This window comes from Paenalcaligenes sp. GW821-LYS-B07-1 (assembly GCF_058803365.1).
Genome location: NZ_CM179516.1, coordinates 2084455 through 2101237 on the forward strand (window position 1 = coordinate 2084455; position 16783 = coordinate 2101237).

At 50.0% G+C, this 16783-nt stretch carries 14 protein-coding genes; 6 read left to right on the top strand and 8 right to left on the bottom strand.

All coding sequences use genetic code 11. The annotated features are described in order from the left end of the window. Nucleotides 1–39 precede the first annotated feature (39 nt). Together AC3QL0_RS09915 and recJ are read left to right on the top strand one after the other, a co-directional pair. Nucleotides 40–981, top strand: a complete 942-nt coding sequence (locus tag AC3QL0_RS09915; protein WP_493008335.1) for a hypothetical protein — start codon at nucleotides 40–42, stop codon at nucleotides 979–981. Beyond that, complete coding sequence (gene recJ, locus AC3QL0_RS09920; protein ID WP_493008336.1) at nucleotides 966–2690, top strand: single-stranded-DNA-specific exonuclease RecJ; 1725 nt, start codon at nucleotides 966–968, stop codon at nucleotides 2688–2690. Before AC3QL0_RS09915 ends, recJ begins: the two co-directional genes overlap by 16 nt. On the opposite strand, the gene AC3QL0_RS09925 is transcribed toward recJ, so the two are convergent. Next, on the bottom strand, nucleotides 2687–3601 hold the full coding sequence (locus tag AC3QL0_RS09925; RefSeq protein WP_493008337.1) for a DMT family transporter: 915 nt from the start codon (nucleotides 3599–3601) through the stop codon (nucleotides 2687–2689). The genes recJ and AC3QL0_RS09925 overlap by 4 nt on opposite strands. 243 nt (nucleotides 3602–3844) lie before the next feature. On the opposite strand from AC3QL0_RS09925, the gene prfB reads away from it, so the two are divergent. The 3 genes from prfB to lysS all read left to right on the top strand — a co-directional run bounded on the left by prfB (nucleotide 3845) and on the right by lysS (nucleotide 7238). Continuing rightward, nucleotides 3845–4949 (top strand): peptide chain release factor 2 gene (prfB, locus tag AC3QL0_RS09930; RefSeq protein WP_493010976.1). Its coding sequence is split into 2 segments (ribosomal slippage): nucleotides 3845–3925 and nucleotides 3927–4949, totalling 1104 coding nucleotides; the frame shifts between segments, so codons are not numbered across the junction. Between the two features lie 4 nt (nucleotides 4950–4953). After that, nucleotides 4954–5709 carry an SDR family NAD(P)-dependent oxidoreductase gene (locus AC3QL0_RS09935; RefSeq protein WP_493008338.1) on the top strand — a complete coding sequence of 252 codons (756 nt, stop codon included), beginning with the start codon at nucleotides 4954–4956 and terminating at the stop codon, nucleotides 5707–5709. Between the two features lie 14 nt (nucleotides 5710–5723). Continuing rightward, a complete protein-coding gene (gene lysS, locus AC3QL0_RS09940) occupies nucleotides 5724–7238 on the top strand; it encodes a lysine--tRNA ligase (protein ID WP_493008339.1) in 1515 nt (504 codons plus the stop codon). Between the two features lie 84 nt (nucleotides 7239–7322). Here lysS and AC3QL0_RS09945 read toward each other — a convergent pair whose 3' ends face one another. The 5 genes from AC3QL0_RS09945 to uvrB form a co-directional block, all read right to left on the bottom strand. Then, nucleotides 7323–7643 carry a HesB/IscA family protein gene (locus AC3QL0_RS09945; RefSeq protein ID WP_135865514.1) on the bottom strand — a complete coding sequence of 107 codons (321 nt, stop codon included), beginning with the start codon at nucleotides 7641–7643 and terminating at the stop codon, nucleotides 7323–7325. A gap of 8 nt (nucleotides 7644–7651) precedes the next feature. Beyond that, nucleotides 7652–8035, bottom strand: coding sequence for an iron-sulfur cluster assembly scaffold protein (locus AC3QL0_RS09950; protein ID WP_493008340.1), 384 nt, complete (start codon nucleotides 8033–8035; stop codon nucleotides 7652–7654). A 13-nt stretch (nucleotides 8036–8048) separates the two neighbouring features. Then, nucleotides 8049–9245: an IscS subfamily cysteine desulfurase gene (locus tag AC3QL0_RS09955; RefSeq protein ID WP_493008341.1), complete on the bottom strand. Its 1197-nt coding sequence runs from the start codon at nucleotides 9243–9245 to the stop codon at nucleotides 8049–8051. 1 nt (nucleotide 9246) lies between these two features. After that, a complete protein-coding gene (gene iscR, locus AC3QL0_RS09960) occupies nucleotides 9247–9765 on the bottom strand; it encodes a Fe-S cluster assembly transcriptional regulator IscR (protein WP_430223059.1) in 519 nt (172 codons plus the stop codon). 147 nt (nucleotides 9766–9912) lie between these two features. Then, the gene (uvrB, locus tag AC3QL0_RS09965; protein WP_493008342.1) at nucleotides 9913–11940 is read right to left on the bottom strand and encodes an excinuclease ABC subunit UvrB; all 2028 of its coding nucleotides are present in this window, start codon (nucleotides 11938–11940) and stop codon (nucleotides 9913–9915) included. 139 nt (nucleotides 11941–12079) lie between these two features. On the opposite strand from uvrB, the gene lexA reads away from it, so the two are divergent. After that, complete coding sequence (gene lexA / locus AC3QL0_RS09970) at nucleotides 12080–12733, top strand: transcriptional repressor LexA (protein WP_493008343.1); 654 nt, start codon at nucleotides 12080–12082, stop codon at nucleotides 12731–12733. Nucleotides 12734–12800: 67 nt separating this feature from the next. Here the strand turns inward: lexA and lon are convergent, their stop codons facing one another. Both lon and clpX read right to left on the bottom strand, forming a co-directional pair. Further along, nucleotides 12801–15245, bottom strand: a complete 2445-nt coding sequence (gene lon, locus AC3QL0_RS09975) for an endopeptidase La (protein WP_493008344.1) — start codon at nucleotides 15243–15245, stop codon at nucleotides 12801–12803. Between the two features lie 155 nt (nucleotides 15246–15400). Beyond that, complete coding sequence (clpX, locus tag AC3QL0_RS09980) at nucleotides 15401–16687, bottom strand: ATP-dependent Clp protease ATP-binding subunit ClpX (protein ID WP_493008345.1); 1287 nt, start codon at nucleotides 16685–16687, stop codon at nucleotides 15401–15403. Nucleotides 16688–16783: the final 96 nt, after the last annotated feature.

Genomic DNA, 16783 nt, shown 5'->3' on the forward strand with positions numbered 1-16783 from the left:
AAATTTTGCCACCGCACGTGTATTAGACAGAAAACTTCTATGCAAATAGTACTCTCAGGTGCCCTGCCTGAACCACCCTACGCATCAAAACTTTTGCCTGAGCTGGAAAAAGCTGCCCCCACCCTGACTCATTGGCTTAATCAAAGCCAAAGCACAGTGCAGGTTCTGGATAGCAATCAAGAACGCTGTACTGCTCTGGAGTATTGGCAACTGCAACAGGCAGGATTCCAACCCAAACCCGCTCAGCATAGTAGCGCAGGTCTAGGGGTTTTGTGGATGCAATCGCAACAAAACCTAACTTTAGCGCCCGAAGCTGCTGTTTGGTTAGGCGAGCTGGTACATATCTCCCCCTCACGCGATGGTGCAGCGCTGATACCCGCCTCTGATCTCGCTATCACGCCAGAAGAAAGCGAAGCATTGTTCAGCAGTAGCGTGGCTTGGTTCGAAGACACTGGTTTTTCTGCTGAATACGTGAATACCCGCTATTGGCGCATTCAGCCGCCCGAAGATTTCCACGCACGTACGGTAAGTTCAGCCTTAGTCAGCCAAAGCGCTGTTAATCACTGGTGGGAACAAGATGCCGCAACGCGCCCATGGCGCAAGCTCGTGAATGAGTTGCAAATGTTCTGGTTCAACCACCCCGTTAACCAGCAACGTTCTGCCGAAGGCAAACTGCCCATCAATAGCTTATGGCTACAAGGTGGTGGTTCTGCAGAGCAATTCCAGAGCACACACGCCGCACCCTATCAGCTCTTTACAGACTTGGAAGACTCTTTACTGCAACAAGACTGGTCGCGTTGGCTAGAGGCTTGGCAGCTTTTAGAAAAAAATTGCTTTGCCCCTCTGCAACAGCAGCCACCTTCTATTGTGCTATGCGGTCAAAGCCGCTTGCTGAATGTAAACCCGCGCCCTGCTGGCTTTCTGCGTAAACTCTTTGCCTCCAAGCAAAATGATTGGAAGAAACAATGGTCATCCCAGTAATACAAGATCGTACGATCAACCCCGACTACGTCAACACACTTACCAGTGCAGGCACACACCCGCTGCTGGCAAAACTGATGGCGGCCAGAGGGGTGTCCAGCACAGAAGAACTTTCTACCGATTGGGCACAAATGCTTTCGCCAGCCCTGTTGCGCGACCTGCAACAGGCCGCGTGCTTTCTGGCCGATGCTATTGTCGCCAACAAACGACTGCTGGTCGTAGCGGATTACGACTGCGATGGTGCCACAGCATGTGCCGTAGCCGTACGAGCATTACGTATGATGGGCGCCACCGTTAGCTTCTTAGTACCGAATCGTTTTGAAACAGGCTACGGCCTATCGCCAGCCATTGTTGATCTAGCCTTAGTACACGAAGACGGCAAACCTGATGTACTGATCACCGTGGATAACGGAATTGCTAGCGTAAGCGGTGTGGAAGCAGCCAAAGCCGCTGGTATGGAAGTCATTATTACCGACCATCACTTACCCGGAGATGAACTACCTGATGCATCAGCCATCGTGAACCCCAACCACCCCGACTGCAATTTTGCCTCTAAGAATTTGGCAGGTGTGGGCGTGGTGTTTTATCTGATGTTGGGCTTGCGCGCTGAATTACGCCAACGCGGTGTGTTTGATGCCAAAACTCAGCCCCGCTTGAATCGCTTAAGCGATCTTGTTGCTTTGGGCACCGTCGCCGATGTGGTGCGCTTAGACAGCAATAACCGTTTACTGGTGAACCAAGGCTTGCAACAAATACGTTCCGGCATCATGCAACCCGGCATTGAAGCGCTATTTCGCGTTGCCGCACGTCATCCAGGATTAGCCAGCACCTTTGACTTGGGCTTTGCACTAGGCCCCCGTATTAATGCCGCAGGTCGTTTGGCAGATATGGCATTGGGCATACGCTGTTTGCTTAGCGACGATCCAGCTGAGGCCATGCTATTGGCACAAGAGCTGGAGGACATGAACCAAGATCGTCGCCAAATTGAACAACACATGCGCCAAGAAGCATTGGTTGCTGTGGAGCAGCACGTGAGCCACAACCCCGAGCAGCGAGCCAGCTTGTGCGTGTATCACCCAGACTGGCATCAAGGCGTAGTAGGCTTGGTAGCATCGAGGCTAAAAGAACAATTCTGGCGTCCCGTGCTAGCTTTTGCTCGCAGCGACGATGGCATCATGCTGAAAGGCTCGGGGCGTTCAGTACCCGATGTACACCTGCGTGATGTGTTGGATTTAGTCTCTAAACGCCAACCCGGCATCATTGCCCAATTCGGCGGCCACGCCATGGCGGCCGGCCTAAGCATCAAGGAAGAAAACTATGCAGAGTTCATGCTGCTCTTTGATGATGCCGTGCGTACCTTAAGCGGACGTGAGTACTTTGAACCCATCATTGAAACTGATGGCAGCCTGTCTCTTGACCACTACAGTGTAGAGACTGCCTACCTGTTGCAATCACAAGTATGGGGAGCCGGTTTCCCCGCCCCCTTGTTCCGTGACCGCTTTATTATTCGCCAGCAACGCTTGCTGAAAGACCGCCATCTGAAACTGCAAGTAGAACGTGGCACCCAAGTATTGGATGCCATCTGGTTTAATCACGATCAATTGCTAGATGGCGTTATTGAAGTGGTGTATAGCTTGGCCCCCAACACATGGAATGGCCAAACCTCATTGCAACTGATTGTGGAGTACGCTGCCAGCGTTAATCCTTAAGCAACGTTTCGTTTGCGGGATGCCAACATAATCCCACCCACAATCAGGGCAAATGCGATAGCGTGGAAGGTTTTAGGCAGCTCATTCAAGAACACTGTAGACAACAACGCCGCAAACAGGGGAATAAAGTTGGTAAAGAACCCGGCGGTTGCGGCGCCTGCGCGCTGCACCCCTTCCCCCCAGCAGTACAGGGCCACAATGGCAGGACCTATCGCCACATACGCCATCGCCCAATACAGTTCAGTGCCCCAGTGAATGTGCACATCAAAGGCAGCCCACTCGCCCCAGGCAAACAAGCCAGACCACACCGTTCCAAATGCCACTTGCGACATCAGTAAGGTGGCCCAGTTACGACGCACATCTTCAGGGTGTTTTTTAGCCAACAAGAGCCAGCTGTACAACGCCCATGCGATGGTGGATAGGATCATATAGAAATCCCCTATCACTAAACGCATAGACATGATCTGTGTCAGATCGCCACGCGTCAGAATAATCACCACACCACATAACGATACGAGGCCACCCAGCAACTGCCAGCGGTTCATCAATGCACCAAAAAATACGCGCCCGATCAGCAGCATCCAGATAGGCATGCTGGCCCCTACTAGGGTCACGTTGATGGGTGTAGAACTTTGCAATGCCATGTACTGCAAAGTGTTGTAAAGACCAATACTCAGCAGACCTAAAATGGAATAACGTTTCCACTCTTTCCATAATTGACTGCTAGGTCGCAAAACCGAATAACCAAACGGCAACAAAATAATCAGCGCAATAATCCAACGCACAAAATTCAGCGTCACCGGGGGAATCATGTCGCTCACGATACGCCCTACGATGGCATTGCCCGCCCAAAGCATGGTTGGAATAACAAGAAAAGCCACCGTGGCTGGGGTAAGTTTTGACTGACTCATTACGACATATATGCCCCATTATGTCTCCGTAATAGGGCTAATTTCTTATGGTTAAAAACTTAGTATAGTGAAAGCCACTTTTAAAAACGAATGATAATAATTCCTTAAAATCAGCTGAATGCACACAAAAAGCCGCACTCACCCTGCCCTTATATGATCTAACAGGTTAAAATTATTCCTTTTGACTGAATTTTGGGCATAGCACTAATCATGGCTATGCCACCACACAGGAAGTACATCGCTATGGAAGCCGAACGTCAAAACGCCATTGAATCGCACCTGGAAGATTACATCAGGCGCGAGGCTGAACTACGGAGGTATCTTTGACTACGATGAAAAAGCACACCGCTTAATCGTAGTTAATGCTGAGCTAGAAAGCCCAGACGTCTGGAACGACCCTCAACACGCCCAAGAACTTGGCCGTGAAAAGAAAAGCCTTGAAGGCGTGGTGACCGAACTGGACGAAATCCGTAGTGCGTTGCACGACAGCAAAGAGCTGTTTGACTTGGCCGCCATTGATGACGACGATGACACCCTGCAAGCCGTAGAAGAAGACATTGCCAGTGCCTGCGAACGTATTGAAGAGCTAGAGTTCCGCCGCATGTTCTCCAACCCTGCCGATCCGTCCAACTGCTTTATGGACATTCAGGCGGGTGCTGGCGGCACAGAAGCTCAAGACTGGGCCTCTATTTTGCTGCGCCAATACTTGCGCTACGCCGAACACAAAGGTTTCAAAGCTGAAGTCCTAGAGATTTCAGATGGTGAGGTAGCGGGTATTAAATCAGCTACCATCAAAATTGAAGGCGAATATGCTTACGGTTTGCTGCGCACCGAAACTGGCGTGCACCGTCTTGTACGTAAAAGCCCATTTGACTCCAACAATGGCCGTCACACCTCGTTCAGCAGCGTGTTCGTCTACCCCGAAGTAGACGACTCCTTTGAAATCGAAGTGAACCCTGCCGACTTGCGCGTAGACACCTACCGCGCCAGTGGTGCGGGTGGTCAGCACGTGAACAAAACCGACTCAGCAGTACGTTTGACTCACTTGCCTTCCGGTATTGTGGTGCAGTGTCAGAACGACCGTTCCCAGCACCGTAACCGTGCAGAAGCTATGCAAATGCTGCGCTCTAAGTTGTACGAAAAAGAGCTGCGTGAGCGTATGGCTGACCAGCAGAAACTGGAAGACGCCAAAAGCGATGTGGGTTGGGGTCACCAGATTCGCTCCTACGTGCTGGATCAAAGTCGTATTAAAGATTTGCGTACCAACTTGGAAGTATCCAACACACAAAAAGTGCTGGATGGCGACCTTGACCCCTTTATTCAGGCCAGCCTGAAGCAAGGTCTATAACACCATGAGTACACAGCGCGTTGTTATCATCACAGGCACATCAAAAGGCTTAGGTGCAGCAATGGCACAGCAAGTGCTAGACGCTAACACTACCCTCTTTGCGGTTGCCCGAGGTGATAACCCCTCTTTAGCCGCCCTTGCTGATCAGCAAGGAGCCACGCTGCATGCCTTGCAAGCAGACTTATCCTCTGCTGAGGGTGTACTGGCTACACAAGAGTGGTTACAACACACGCTGCCCCGCACTGCCCAGCACTATTGGCTGATCAATAACGCTGGCACTGTAGAACCAGTTGCACAAGCCAATCAGCTAAGCGATGCAATGGCTATACAACAAGCCCTGCAGTTAAATGTAGGCAGTGCCATCGCCTTATGTGCCACGCTGCTGTCCGCTACAGATGCCAGTGCTGCCGAACGCCGTATCTTGAACATTTCTTCAGGTGCCGGCAGACGCAGCGTCGCTGGCTGGGGCGTTTATGGAGCAACTAAAGCAGCGTTAGATTTCTACACACAAACTCTGGCGATGGAAAACCACCCTCGCCTGCGTTGCGTATCCCTCGCCCCCGGTGTCATTGATAGCCCAATGCAAAGTGTCATACGTCAACAGAAAGTCTCTGACTTTCCAGACCTACAACGCTTTCTTAACCTACATGCCGAGCAACAACTCAGCTCCCCAGAGGAAACGGCTGCACACATTCTGCGCCACATGGGTAGTGATGTGTTCGGCAGCACCCTCCTGGATGATATCCGTCGTTATTTGTAAAGTTTACTGAAACCATGACTCAACCTACTCCTGCCCCGCATGCCGACGAAAACCATTTGATTACCGAGCGTCGTGGCAAGCTTCAACAGCTTCGTGAAAATGGTGTGGCTTACCCCAACAATTTTCGCCCTGCCGACCAAGCCGACGCTTTGCACGCTAACTTCAGCGAGCACGAAAAAGAAGCACTGGCCGAATTGAAACACCCTGCATCCGTTGCTGGGCGCATGATGCTGAAGCGAGTAATGGGTAAGGCCAGTTTTGCCACGCTGCAAGACGGTAGCGGCCGCATCCAGATTTATCTGGATAAAAACTCGGTAGGCGAAGACGTTTACGAACAATTCAAAACTTGGGATATTGGTGACATGCTGGCCGTTGAAGGCATCATGTTCAAAACCAATAAAGGCGAACTCTCCATTCACGCCAGCAGCATTCGCCTGCTGGCCAAATCGTTGCGCCCCCTGCCCGATAAATTCCACGGCTTGGCTGACCAAGAACTGCGTTACCGCCAACGTTACGTTGACCTCATCATGAACGAAGAGGTACGTGGCACATTCTTGGCACGTAGCAAGATCATCAACAGCATCCGTCAGAACATGCTGCAAGAGCGTTTCCTTGAAGTGGAAACACCCATGCTGCACCCTATTCCAGGTGGCGCATCGGCTAAGCCTTTTGTGACGCACCACAATGCGCTAGACATGGAAATGTACCTGCGTATTGCACCAGAACTGTACTTAAAACGTCTGGTAGTGGGTGGCTTTGAGCGTGTATTCGAAATTAACCGCAACTTCCGTAACGAAGGGGTGAGCCCACGCCACAACCCTGAGTTCACCATGATGGAGTTCTACGCGGCTTACACCGACTACCGCTGGTTGATGGACTTCACTGAAGAACTGATCCGTAACGCAGCAATTGCTGCACACGGTACAGCCGTACTGACGTACCAAGACCAAGAGCTAGACCTGAGCAAACCGTTTGAGCGTTTGACCATTATCCAAGCCATTCAGAAGTACGCCGAAGGCTACCAAGAAAGCCAGTTGCAAGACATCGCTTTCTTACGCACCGAATTAAAACGCCTGAAAGTAGACGTAGACAACCCTCCTCTGGCAAACGCTGGTTTGGGTGCGCTGCAATTGGCACTGTTCGAAGAGGTCGCTGAGTCCAAACTGTGGAATCCTACTTACATCATCGACTACCCAGTTGAAGTGTCTCCATTGGCTCGTGCATCGGATTCCGAAGCAGGTATTACTGAGCGTTTTGAGTTGTTCATCACAGGTCGTGAAATTGCTAACGGCTTCTCAGAGTTGAACGATCCAGAAGACCAAGCACAACGCTTCCAAGCTCAAGTAGCCGCCAAAGATGCGGGTGACGAAGAAGCCATGTACTACGATGCCGACTACATCCGTGCGTTGGAATACGGTATGCCTCCTACAGGTGGTTGTGGTATCGGTATTGACCGTTTGGTAATGCTGCTGACAAACAGCCCAAGCATCCGTGACGTAATTCTGTTCCCGCACCTACGTCGCGAGTAATCCATGCTTCGCCAGCCTCGTGCTGGCAGCAATAAAAAAGGCTCAATGTTTTTCAACATTGAGCCTTTTTCTTATACGTAGCACTTAAATGGTGAAGGACTCACCGCAACCGCAACTTGCCGCTTCATTAGGATTATGAAACTTAAAGCTGCTACTTAAGCCTTCGCGTACAAAATCAATTTCCGTGCCATCAATAAACGGCAAAGCTTTAGGGTCTACGTACACCGTAATGCCGTGCTCTTCAAAGACTTGATCGCCTTCGTTGCCAGCACTCACGTAGTCCCACTTATAGGCCATGCCGGAGCACCCTGTTAGTCGTACGCTCAAACGCATCGCTTGCGCATCATTTTTGCTTAAATGATGGTTGATATGTTTAGCCGCACTTTCAGTTAATGTAATCGCCATTTTTTACCTCATTCACCCTGTGACGGTACAATTTTGCTACCCGCATCGCGTAGCACCTCTACAGCCAAAATTGCACTGTGCAACTTCACGGCTGGCAAATCCAAGGCCTGCATCAGCTCAGCGCTAGTTAAGGATGCCAATTGCTCTACAGGCTTACCTTCTGCCCATCTACAGGCATATTCTGCCGCAGCAATAGTGGCACCACAACCATAAGCTTGAAACCTAGCTTGTTGGATCACACCGCTTTCATCCACACCTAGCGACAACTTAATTGCCGCACCTTCTTTCACTGAGCCTGCCAGTGCACTACCCGCTTTTGCCGTCGCAATCGCTATCACACCCGCATGTTCGGGCTGTTTGAAATATGACTCTACCTGCGCGTTATACCGCATGATATCCCTTTACCTACGACACCAACGAGCTGCTTTGCTCGTGTTCCCAGAAGGGAGACAAGTTACGCAAACGCTCTACACTGTGGCGTATGGCCGCAATCGTAGTATCTACATCTTCTTTTGTAGTCTGACGCCCTAAGGAAATACGCAACGAGCTATGTGCTTGTTGATCCGTGCGACCTATAGCTTTCAACACAAAAGAAGGCTCTAAACTGGCGGATGTACAGGCTGAGCCGCTGGATAACGCCAAGCCAGACAAATCCATCATTAAGGCCTCGCCTTCTACCCCATCAAAGCTCACACTCAAGTTGTGAGGTACGCGTTGGGATAACGAACCATTAATGTAAATATTGGGTATAGCCTGCAAGCCCTGCAACAACTGCTGATGCAATTGCTGTATGCGTTGGCACTCTTCTTCACGTAGTTGCTCGGCCAGCTCAAATGCCGCGCCCATACCTACGATTTGGTGAGTCGCCAACGTACCAGAACGCATGCCACGTTCGTGTCCACCACCGTGCATTTGCGCCTCTAAACGTACTCGCGGTTTACGGCGCACATACAGCGCCCCCATACCTTTAGGGCCATACACCTTGTGTGCTGACATGGACAATAAATCGATGCCCATGGCGTCTACATCTATAGGTAGCTTACCTACCGCTTGAGCCGCATCCACATGCAACAACGTACCGTTTTCATGGCACAACGCGGAAATAGCCGCTACATCTTGCACCACACCAATTTCGTTGTTCACCAACATGATGCTGACCAACGTGGTGTCAGGACGTAAATGCGTGCGTAGTAACTCTATATCCAGCAAACCATCTGCCTGCACTGGCAAATAGCTCACTTCAAAACCTTGCTGCTCTAACGCATGACAAGTGTCTAACACAGCCTTGTGCTCGGTTTGCAGCGTAATGAGGTGTTTACCTTTGTTCTGATACGCTTGCATCACACCTTTGATGGCCAAGTTATCAGACTCGGTAGCTCCTGATGTCCACACAATATCGCGCGCCTGCGCACCGATGGCGTTAGCCACCTGAGTACGCGCACGCTCTACGGCTTCTTCTGCATCCCAACCATAGCTATGGCTGCTGGATGCTGCATTACCGTAACCGTCTTGCAACCAGTACATCATCTGCTCTAGCACACGCCCATCCAAAGGCGTGGTAGCCGCATAATCCAAATACAGTGGTCTAGATTGTTTCTGCACGTCAGCCACCAAAGTTGAAAACACTGGAAGCTACGGGTGTGCTAGTTTTTTGCACTGAAATGACTTCCTCGTCGTTATGAGCCGCTTCTTCTAGCTGACGCAAACGCTGCTGGTCTACTAAATCCTGTAGCGACACTGAATCTAAGTAGTCCACCATTTTACGGCTTAGGTTGGCCCAGAGGTCATGTGTCATACACTGACCTCGGCTACCACCGGCACCCAACTTGCAATTGCCTTTGCCCTTGCAGTTTGTGGCATCAACCGGCTCGTCTACCGCGAAAATAATGTCGGCAACCGTAATGTATCTAGCCAGCCTAGCCAGTGAATAACCACCACCAGGTCCGCGCGTACTTTCCACCAACTCATGGCGGCGCAGCTTTCCAAATAACTGCTCTAGATACGACAACGAAATATGCTGACGCTCACTAATTTTAGCCAAAGTGACTGGCCCACTTTGTTGTCGTAACGCCAGATCTATCATGGCCGTTACAGCAAAGCGGCCCTTTGTCGTCAAACGCATACTGAAACTCCTCAGCTTATGGCGGGCACGCTTATGGCTGTTTATACCCGACTGATTTAGTCCAGTATAGCAAACAACACAATCTAAAATAAGGGTTTTCCCACAACACAATACACCATTTCGTACCGTGAAAACAACGCGAATTATTTACAATCCCAATAGCGCTTTTTCTTTCAACTGACGCAACTGGTCACGTGCTTTCGCTGCTTGCTCAAACTCTAGATTCTTTGCGTGATCCATCATTTGTTTTTCCAGACGCTTGATTTCTTTGGCTAGTTTTTTCTCGTCACCCAGTACATCACTACCAATAATGCTGTATTCGGTTTCAACCACAGGCGCTGCCGACACACCATCAATCAGGTCGCGTACCGCTTTATTTACACCACGCGCCGTAATACCGTGCTCTAGGTTGAACGCCACTTGTTTTTCACGACGACGCTCTGTTTCGCTCATCGCTTTATGCATAGAGTCTGTAATTCTGTCTGCATACAAAATAGCGTGACCATTTAAGTTACGCGCCGCCCTACCAATGGTCTGAATCAAACTGCGCTCTGAGCGCAAGAAACCTTCTTTATCGGCATCCAGAATGGCGACTAAAGAGACCTCCGGGATATCCAAACCCTCGCGCAGTAAGTTAATGCCCACCAGAACATCGAACATACCTAAGCGCAAATCGCGGATAATTTCCACGCGCTCTACCGTATCAATATCAGAGTGCAAATAGCGCACCCGAACACCGTTTTCGGCCAAGTAATCGGTTAAGTCTTCCGACATGCGCTTGGTCAGCGTCGTGACTAAAATCCTTTCTTGAGCGGCAACACGCAGTTTAATCTCACCTAGCAGGTCATCCACCTGCGTAGTGGCTGGACGCACTTCTACCAACGGATCCACCAAGCCTGTAGGACGCACCACCTGCTCCACCACCGCATCCGCGTGCTCTTGCTCGTAGGCTGCTGGCGTTGCCGACACAAACACGGTTTGTGGCATGCGCTGCTCGAACTCTTCTAATTTCAACGGGCGGTTATCCAACGCTGATGGCAAGCGAAAGCCAAACTGCACTAGCGTTTGTTTACGAGAGCGGTCACCTCGGTACATACCCCCTATCTGCCCCATGGTGACGTGACTTTCATCAATAAACATCAAGGCATCTTTAGGCAGGTAGTCGATCAACGTAGGCGGCGGATCACCAGGAGCAGCCCCCGATAAGTGCCTGGAGTAGTTTTCAATGCCTTTACAAAAGCCCAACTCGTTCATCATTTCCAGATCAAAGCGCGTGCGCTGCTCTATACGCTGAGCCTCTACCAATTCGCCAGCTTTTACAAACTGATCCACTCGTTCACGCAGCTCGTCTTTGATGGTTTCCATCGCACGCAAAATAGTTTCGCGCGGTGTCACAAAGTGCGACCCGGGAAACACGGTATAGCGACGTACATCTTGCTGAATCTTGCCCGTCAGCGGATCAAACAACGCTAACGACTCGATTTCATCATCAAACATGGTGATACGTAGGGCTTGCTCCGCGTTCTCGGCGGGGAACACATCAATGACCTCGCCCCTTGCCCGGAAAATACCCCGCGCAAAATCAGCGTCGTTACGCTCGTACTGCATCGCTACCAACCGCGCTAATAGCTCTTGCCTAGGAACCGTATCCCCTACGCGCAAAGTCAGTACCATTGAGTGATAATCGCCGGGGTTACCAATACCGTAGATACTGGACACCGACGCCACAATGATAGTGTCGCGACGCTCTAACAAGCTTTTGGTGGCTGACAAACGCATCTGTTCTATATGTTCATTGATAGACGAGTCTTTCTCAATAAACATATCTCGTGATGGCACGTACGCTTCAGGCTGATAGTAATCGTAGTACGACACGAAGTATTCCACCGCATTACGGGGGAAAAATTCACGCATCTCGGCATACAACTGCGCCGCCAAGGTTTTGTTTGGCGCCATCACAATGGCCGGTCTGCCCGTGCGCGCAATCACGTTTGCCATGGTGTAGGTTTTACCTGACCCCGTCACCCCCAAGAGAGTCTGATACATCAAACCATCTTCTAGCCCCTCTACCAGCTTTTCAATAGCCGCAGGCTGATCGCCCGCTGGCGGGTACGGTTCGTACAGCGAAAAAGGGCTATCGGGGAAATTGACAAAACGCGGAGCAAACTCTGACATAGGATAGGTGACACGGAGTCCTGAAGAAACAGCCAGCACAAAAATGTGCCCAGATCAGCCCAAAGGCCCATACGGCTTGATTTTTCTTGTATTTTAACGCAAAATCATTGCTGTATAAATAAACAGCATCCAATATATCATGGCCGTCAAACTTACCATCAGGCAACAACAGGTGCTTGACATCATCCGTCAAGAGATACAGCGCACCGGTTTTCCTCCCACTAGAGCGGAAATCGCTCAGACGTTGGGCTTTAGGTCGGCCAATGCTGCCGAAGATCACCTTAAGGCCTTGGCAAAAAAAGGCGCCATTGAATTAACTGCTGGCGCATCGCGTGGTATTCGTCTTGTGCAAGACGACACCACCATGCCTACTGCCGCTAACGATCACGACATCGCCAGTAATAATTTGCAGCTGCCTATCATTGGTAGAGTAGCAGCAGGTAGCCCTATACTAGCTAGTGCTCATGTAGAACAAGAAATTGGTGTTGCCCCTAACCTATTTAGCCAAACGCCCGATTACTTGCTGCGCGTACGCGGCCTCAGTATGCGTGACATCGGCATCTTGGAAGGCGACCTGCTTGCCGTAAAGAAAACCACAGAAGCTCGCCATGGCCAAGTGATTGTGGCCCGCCTAGGTGACGATGTAACCGTTAAGCGCTTGCACATCGACGGTAAAACCATCAACCTGATGCCCGAGAACCCTGATTTCAACCCTATTCCTGTTTCCGACGAAGACAGCTTTAGTGTAGAAGGTATTGCTGTAGGCCTGATCCGTAATACACCCATACACTAATTACTTGTTTCACAGCGATAAAAAACAGCCCAGTGATTACTGGGCTGTTTTTATTGTGACACTAGACTTAGTGCGTAGTACTCAAACCACCTGTACCGCTAACCACTTTGTTAGCAACAGCGGCTTCCGCTGCCAATCTGGCAACTTCTTCATCACTTAATGGCACAGGCATTTTTTCCAATGCCACTTCCAGCACTCTATCAATCCAACGCACTGGAATAATCTCCAAGTGGTTTTTGACGTTATCTGGAATCTCAGCCAAGTCCTTCACGTTTTGCTCTGGAATCATGACAGTTTTGATACCACCACGCAGTGCTGCCAGCAGTTTCTCTTTCAAGCCACCGATTTCCAGCACTTCACCACGTAGAGTGATCTCGCCTGTCATGGCAACATCAGCACGGATAGGAATACCGGTCAACGACGACACAATGGCTGTAGTGATCGCAATACCCGCAGATGGACCATCCTTAGGTGTAGCACCATCAGGGAAGTGTACGTGCAAGTCACGTTTCTCAAAGGTGGTATCAGGAATACCCCACTTCTGAGCACGCGAGCGAACTACCGTACGAGCGGCTTCCACCGACTCTTTCATCACGTCACCAATAGAACCAGTACGCTGTATGTTACCTTTACCAGGCATGTCGGCAACCTCGATGGTTAGCAGATCGCCACCCACTTCAGTCCATGCCAAACCAGTCACCTGACCTACTTTGTTCTCGGTTTCGGCCACACCAAACGTATAACGACGTACGCCCAAGAACTCTTCTAAGTTTTCGGAGTTCACCACTACCGTTGTTGGTTTAGCATCTGATTTAGCTGCTTCCAAGAACTTACGCACTACCTTACGGCAGATTTTGCTGATTTCACGCTCTAACGAACGCACTCCAGCTTCACGTGTGTAGTAGCGAATCATGTCGCGCACAGCATCTTCAGTGACTTCTAACTCGCCATCTTTAACGCCGTTGTGTTTCACCAGCTTAGGAATCAAGTGGTCAAACGCAATACGTACTTTTTCGTCTTCGGTATAACCAGACAAACGAATCACTTCCATACGGTCTAACAACGCCGGTGGAATATTCAGTGTATTGCTGGTGGCCACGAACATCACGTCGGACAAATCGAAGTCCACTTCCAAGTAGTGATCTTGGAAAGTGTGGTTTTGTTCAGGATCTAACACTTCCAGCAATGCCGATGACGGATCGCCACGGAAATCCATTCCCAACTTGTCGATTTCATCCAGTAGGAACAGCGGGTTACGTACCCCTACTTTGGACATGTTCTGCAGCACTTTACCTGGCATGGAGCCAATGTAGGTACGACGGTGACCACGAATCTCGGCCTCGTCACGCACCCCACCTAGCGCCATACGCACGTACTTGCGGTTGGTTGCGCGAGCAATAGACTGACCCAACGAGGTTTTACCCACGCCTGGAGGCCCTACCAAACACAAGATAGGAGATTTCAGTTTGCTCACACGTTGTTGAACAGCCAAGTATTCAACAATGCGCTCTTTCACTTTTTCCAGACCGAAGTGATCGCTATCCAGCACTTCTTGAGCACTCACCAGCGAATTGCTGATGCGGCTCTTCTTGCGCCATGGCATACCTACCAAGGTATCCAGATAGTTACGCACTACGGTAGCCTCTGCCGACATAGGCGACATCAGCTTCAGTTTTTTCAGTTCAGCTTCCGCTTTCTTCTGTGCTTCTTTAGGCAGCTTGGCTTCTTCGATGCGTTTTTCCAGTTCTTCTAGATCAGCACCCTCTTCGCCCTCGCCTAACTCTTTCTGAATCGCTTTGACTTGCTCGTTCAGATAGTAGTCGCGCTGGCTTTTTTCCATCTGTTTCTTCACGCGGCCGCGAATGCGTTTTTCCACTTGAAGAATATCGATTTCAGATTCCAGCTGAGCCAACAGCGCTTCCAAACGACTGCCTACAGCAGCCATTTCCAGCATTTCCTGTTTCTGTTCCAGCTTCAGGCTCAAGTGAGCAGCCACGGTATCGGCCAGCCTACCTGGCTCTTCAATGCCAGTCAGAGAAGTCAGAATTTCTTGCGGGATCTTTTTATTCAGTTTGACGTACTGCTCAAACTGCGCCAACACAGCACGACGCAAAGCCTCGTGCTCTGATGCCGACGCTGCAGACTCGACTTCTGCAGCCACAACCTTAGCTTTGAAACACTCGTCGGTTTCCGTCACATCAACCGCACGTGCACGCTGCATACCTTCGACCAACACCTTTACGGTGCCATCGGGCAGTTTCAGCATTTGCAGAATGTTCGCTACACAACCTATTTCGTATAGGTCATCTTTGGAAGGCTCATCTTTGCTGGCAGTTTTCTGGGCAACCAACATAATGTGGTTACCATTTTCCATTGCCAATTCCAACGCCTTAATGGATCGTGGACGCCCCACGAACAGGGGAATCACCATATGCGGAAACACCACCACATCGCGCAACGGCAACAGCGGTAGCTCCATGGGTTCCGTAGTAAGAATCTGGCTCGCAGACATAGCAAATTCCTTTTAATAAGCCCGTCATCCGCAAAAGGGAAGCATGAAGCTTCCCTTTTTAGATGCACTTCTTAACTGTAAGGTTGCGGCTATTTTGAATATTTCAAGAGCCAAGGAAGCAATGAGTCTGTTATTTATAACAGAAAGTTTCCCAGTTAGGCGGCTGCAGTATCAGATGTTGCTGCCGTTTTTTCTTCCTCGCTGCGTTCCACCATGATGGGCTCACCTTTGCCACTCACAGCATCTGCTGTCAGTATCACTTTGCCCACATCAGGACGCGATGGCAACTCATACATTGTGTTCAACAGTGACTGTTCCACAATAGAGCGCAAACCACGAGCACCCGTCTTACGAGTAATCGCGCGTTTAGCAATAGCACGCAGTGCAGCATCTTCCACTTCCAAGCTCACGTCCTCCATCGCAAACAGTTGTTGGAACTGTTTAACCAAGGCATTACGTGGTTGAGTCAGAATTTGGATCAGGGAATCCTCATCCAACTCTTGCAAGGTTGTGACCACAGGCAACCTACCAACCAGCTCGGGAATAATACCGAACTTGATCAAGTCTTCTGGTTCTACTTCAGTAAACAGCTCGCCCACACCACGCTCGGATTTAGAGCTAACAGATGCAGAGAAACCAATACCAGATTTTTCTGTACGATCCAGAATGACTTTATCCAGACCAGCAAACGCACCACCCACAATAAACAGAATGTTTGTAGTGTCTACTTGCACGAAGTCTTGGTTAGGATGCTTACGACCACCTTGTGGCGGCACCGAGGCAACCGTACCTTCGATCAATTTCAGCAAAGCCTGCTGCACACCCTCACCCGATACGTCACGGGTAATGGATGGGTTGTCAGACTTACGAGAAATCTTGTCAATTTCATCAATGTAGACAATCGCTTGCTGCGCTTTTTCCACATCATACTCGCAGCTTTGTAGCAGTTTTTGGATGATATTTTCCACATCCTCACCCACATACCCAGCTTCGGTTAGTGTCGTAGCATCAGCCATCACAAACGGCACATTCAACATGCGCGCCAATGTTTGGGCCAGCAATGTTTTACCGGAGCCAGTAGGCCCGATCAGCAAAATATTACTCTTGGAAAGCTCTACACCATCATCAGTAGTACTCGCATAGCGAATACGTTTGTAGTGGTTGTATACCGCAACAGCCAAGCTACGTTTAGGAGACTCTTGACCAATCACATACTGATCAAGAAACCCGGTAATCTCTTTGGGTTTAGGAAGCTCAGTTTTGATGGCTTCCTTAGCTTTTTCCTGTGACTCTTCGTGAATAATGTCACTGCACAAGGTAATGCATTCATCACAAATGAATACTGAAGCAGGTCCAGCTATCAGCTTGCCGACTTCGCTCTGGCTCTTGTTGCAAAACGAACAATGCAGGACTTTGTCATCGGACGAGTGTTTATCGGACATAGGACTCTGTGAAAAATAGAGAGAAAAAGCGTTTTCCCTGCAAAACATCAAGTGCCCACGCTGCCAGCCACAAAGCTAGGCAGCGCGGTCACACCC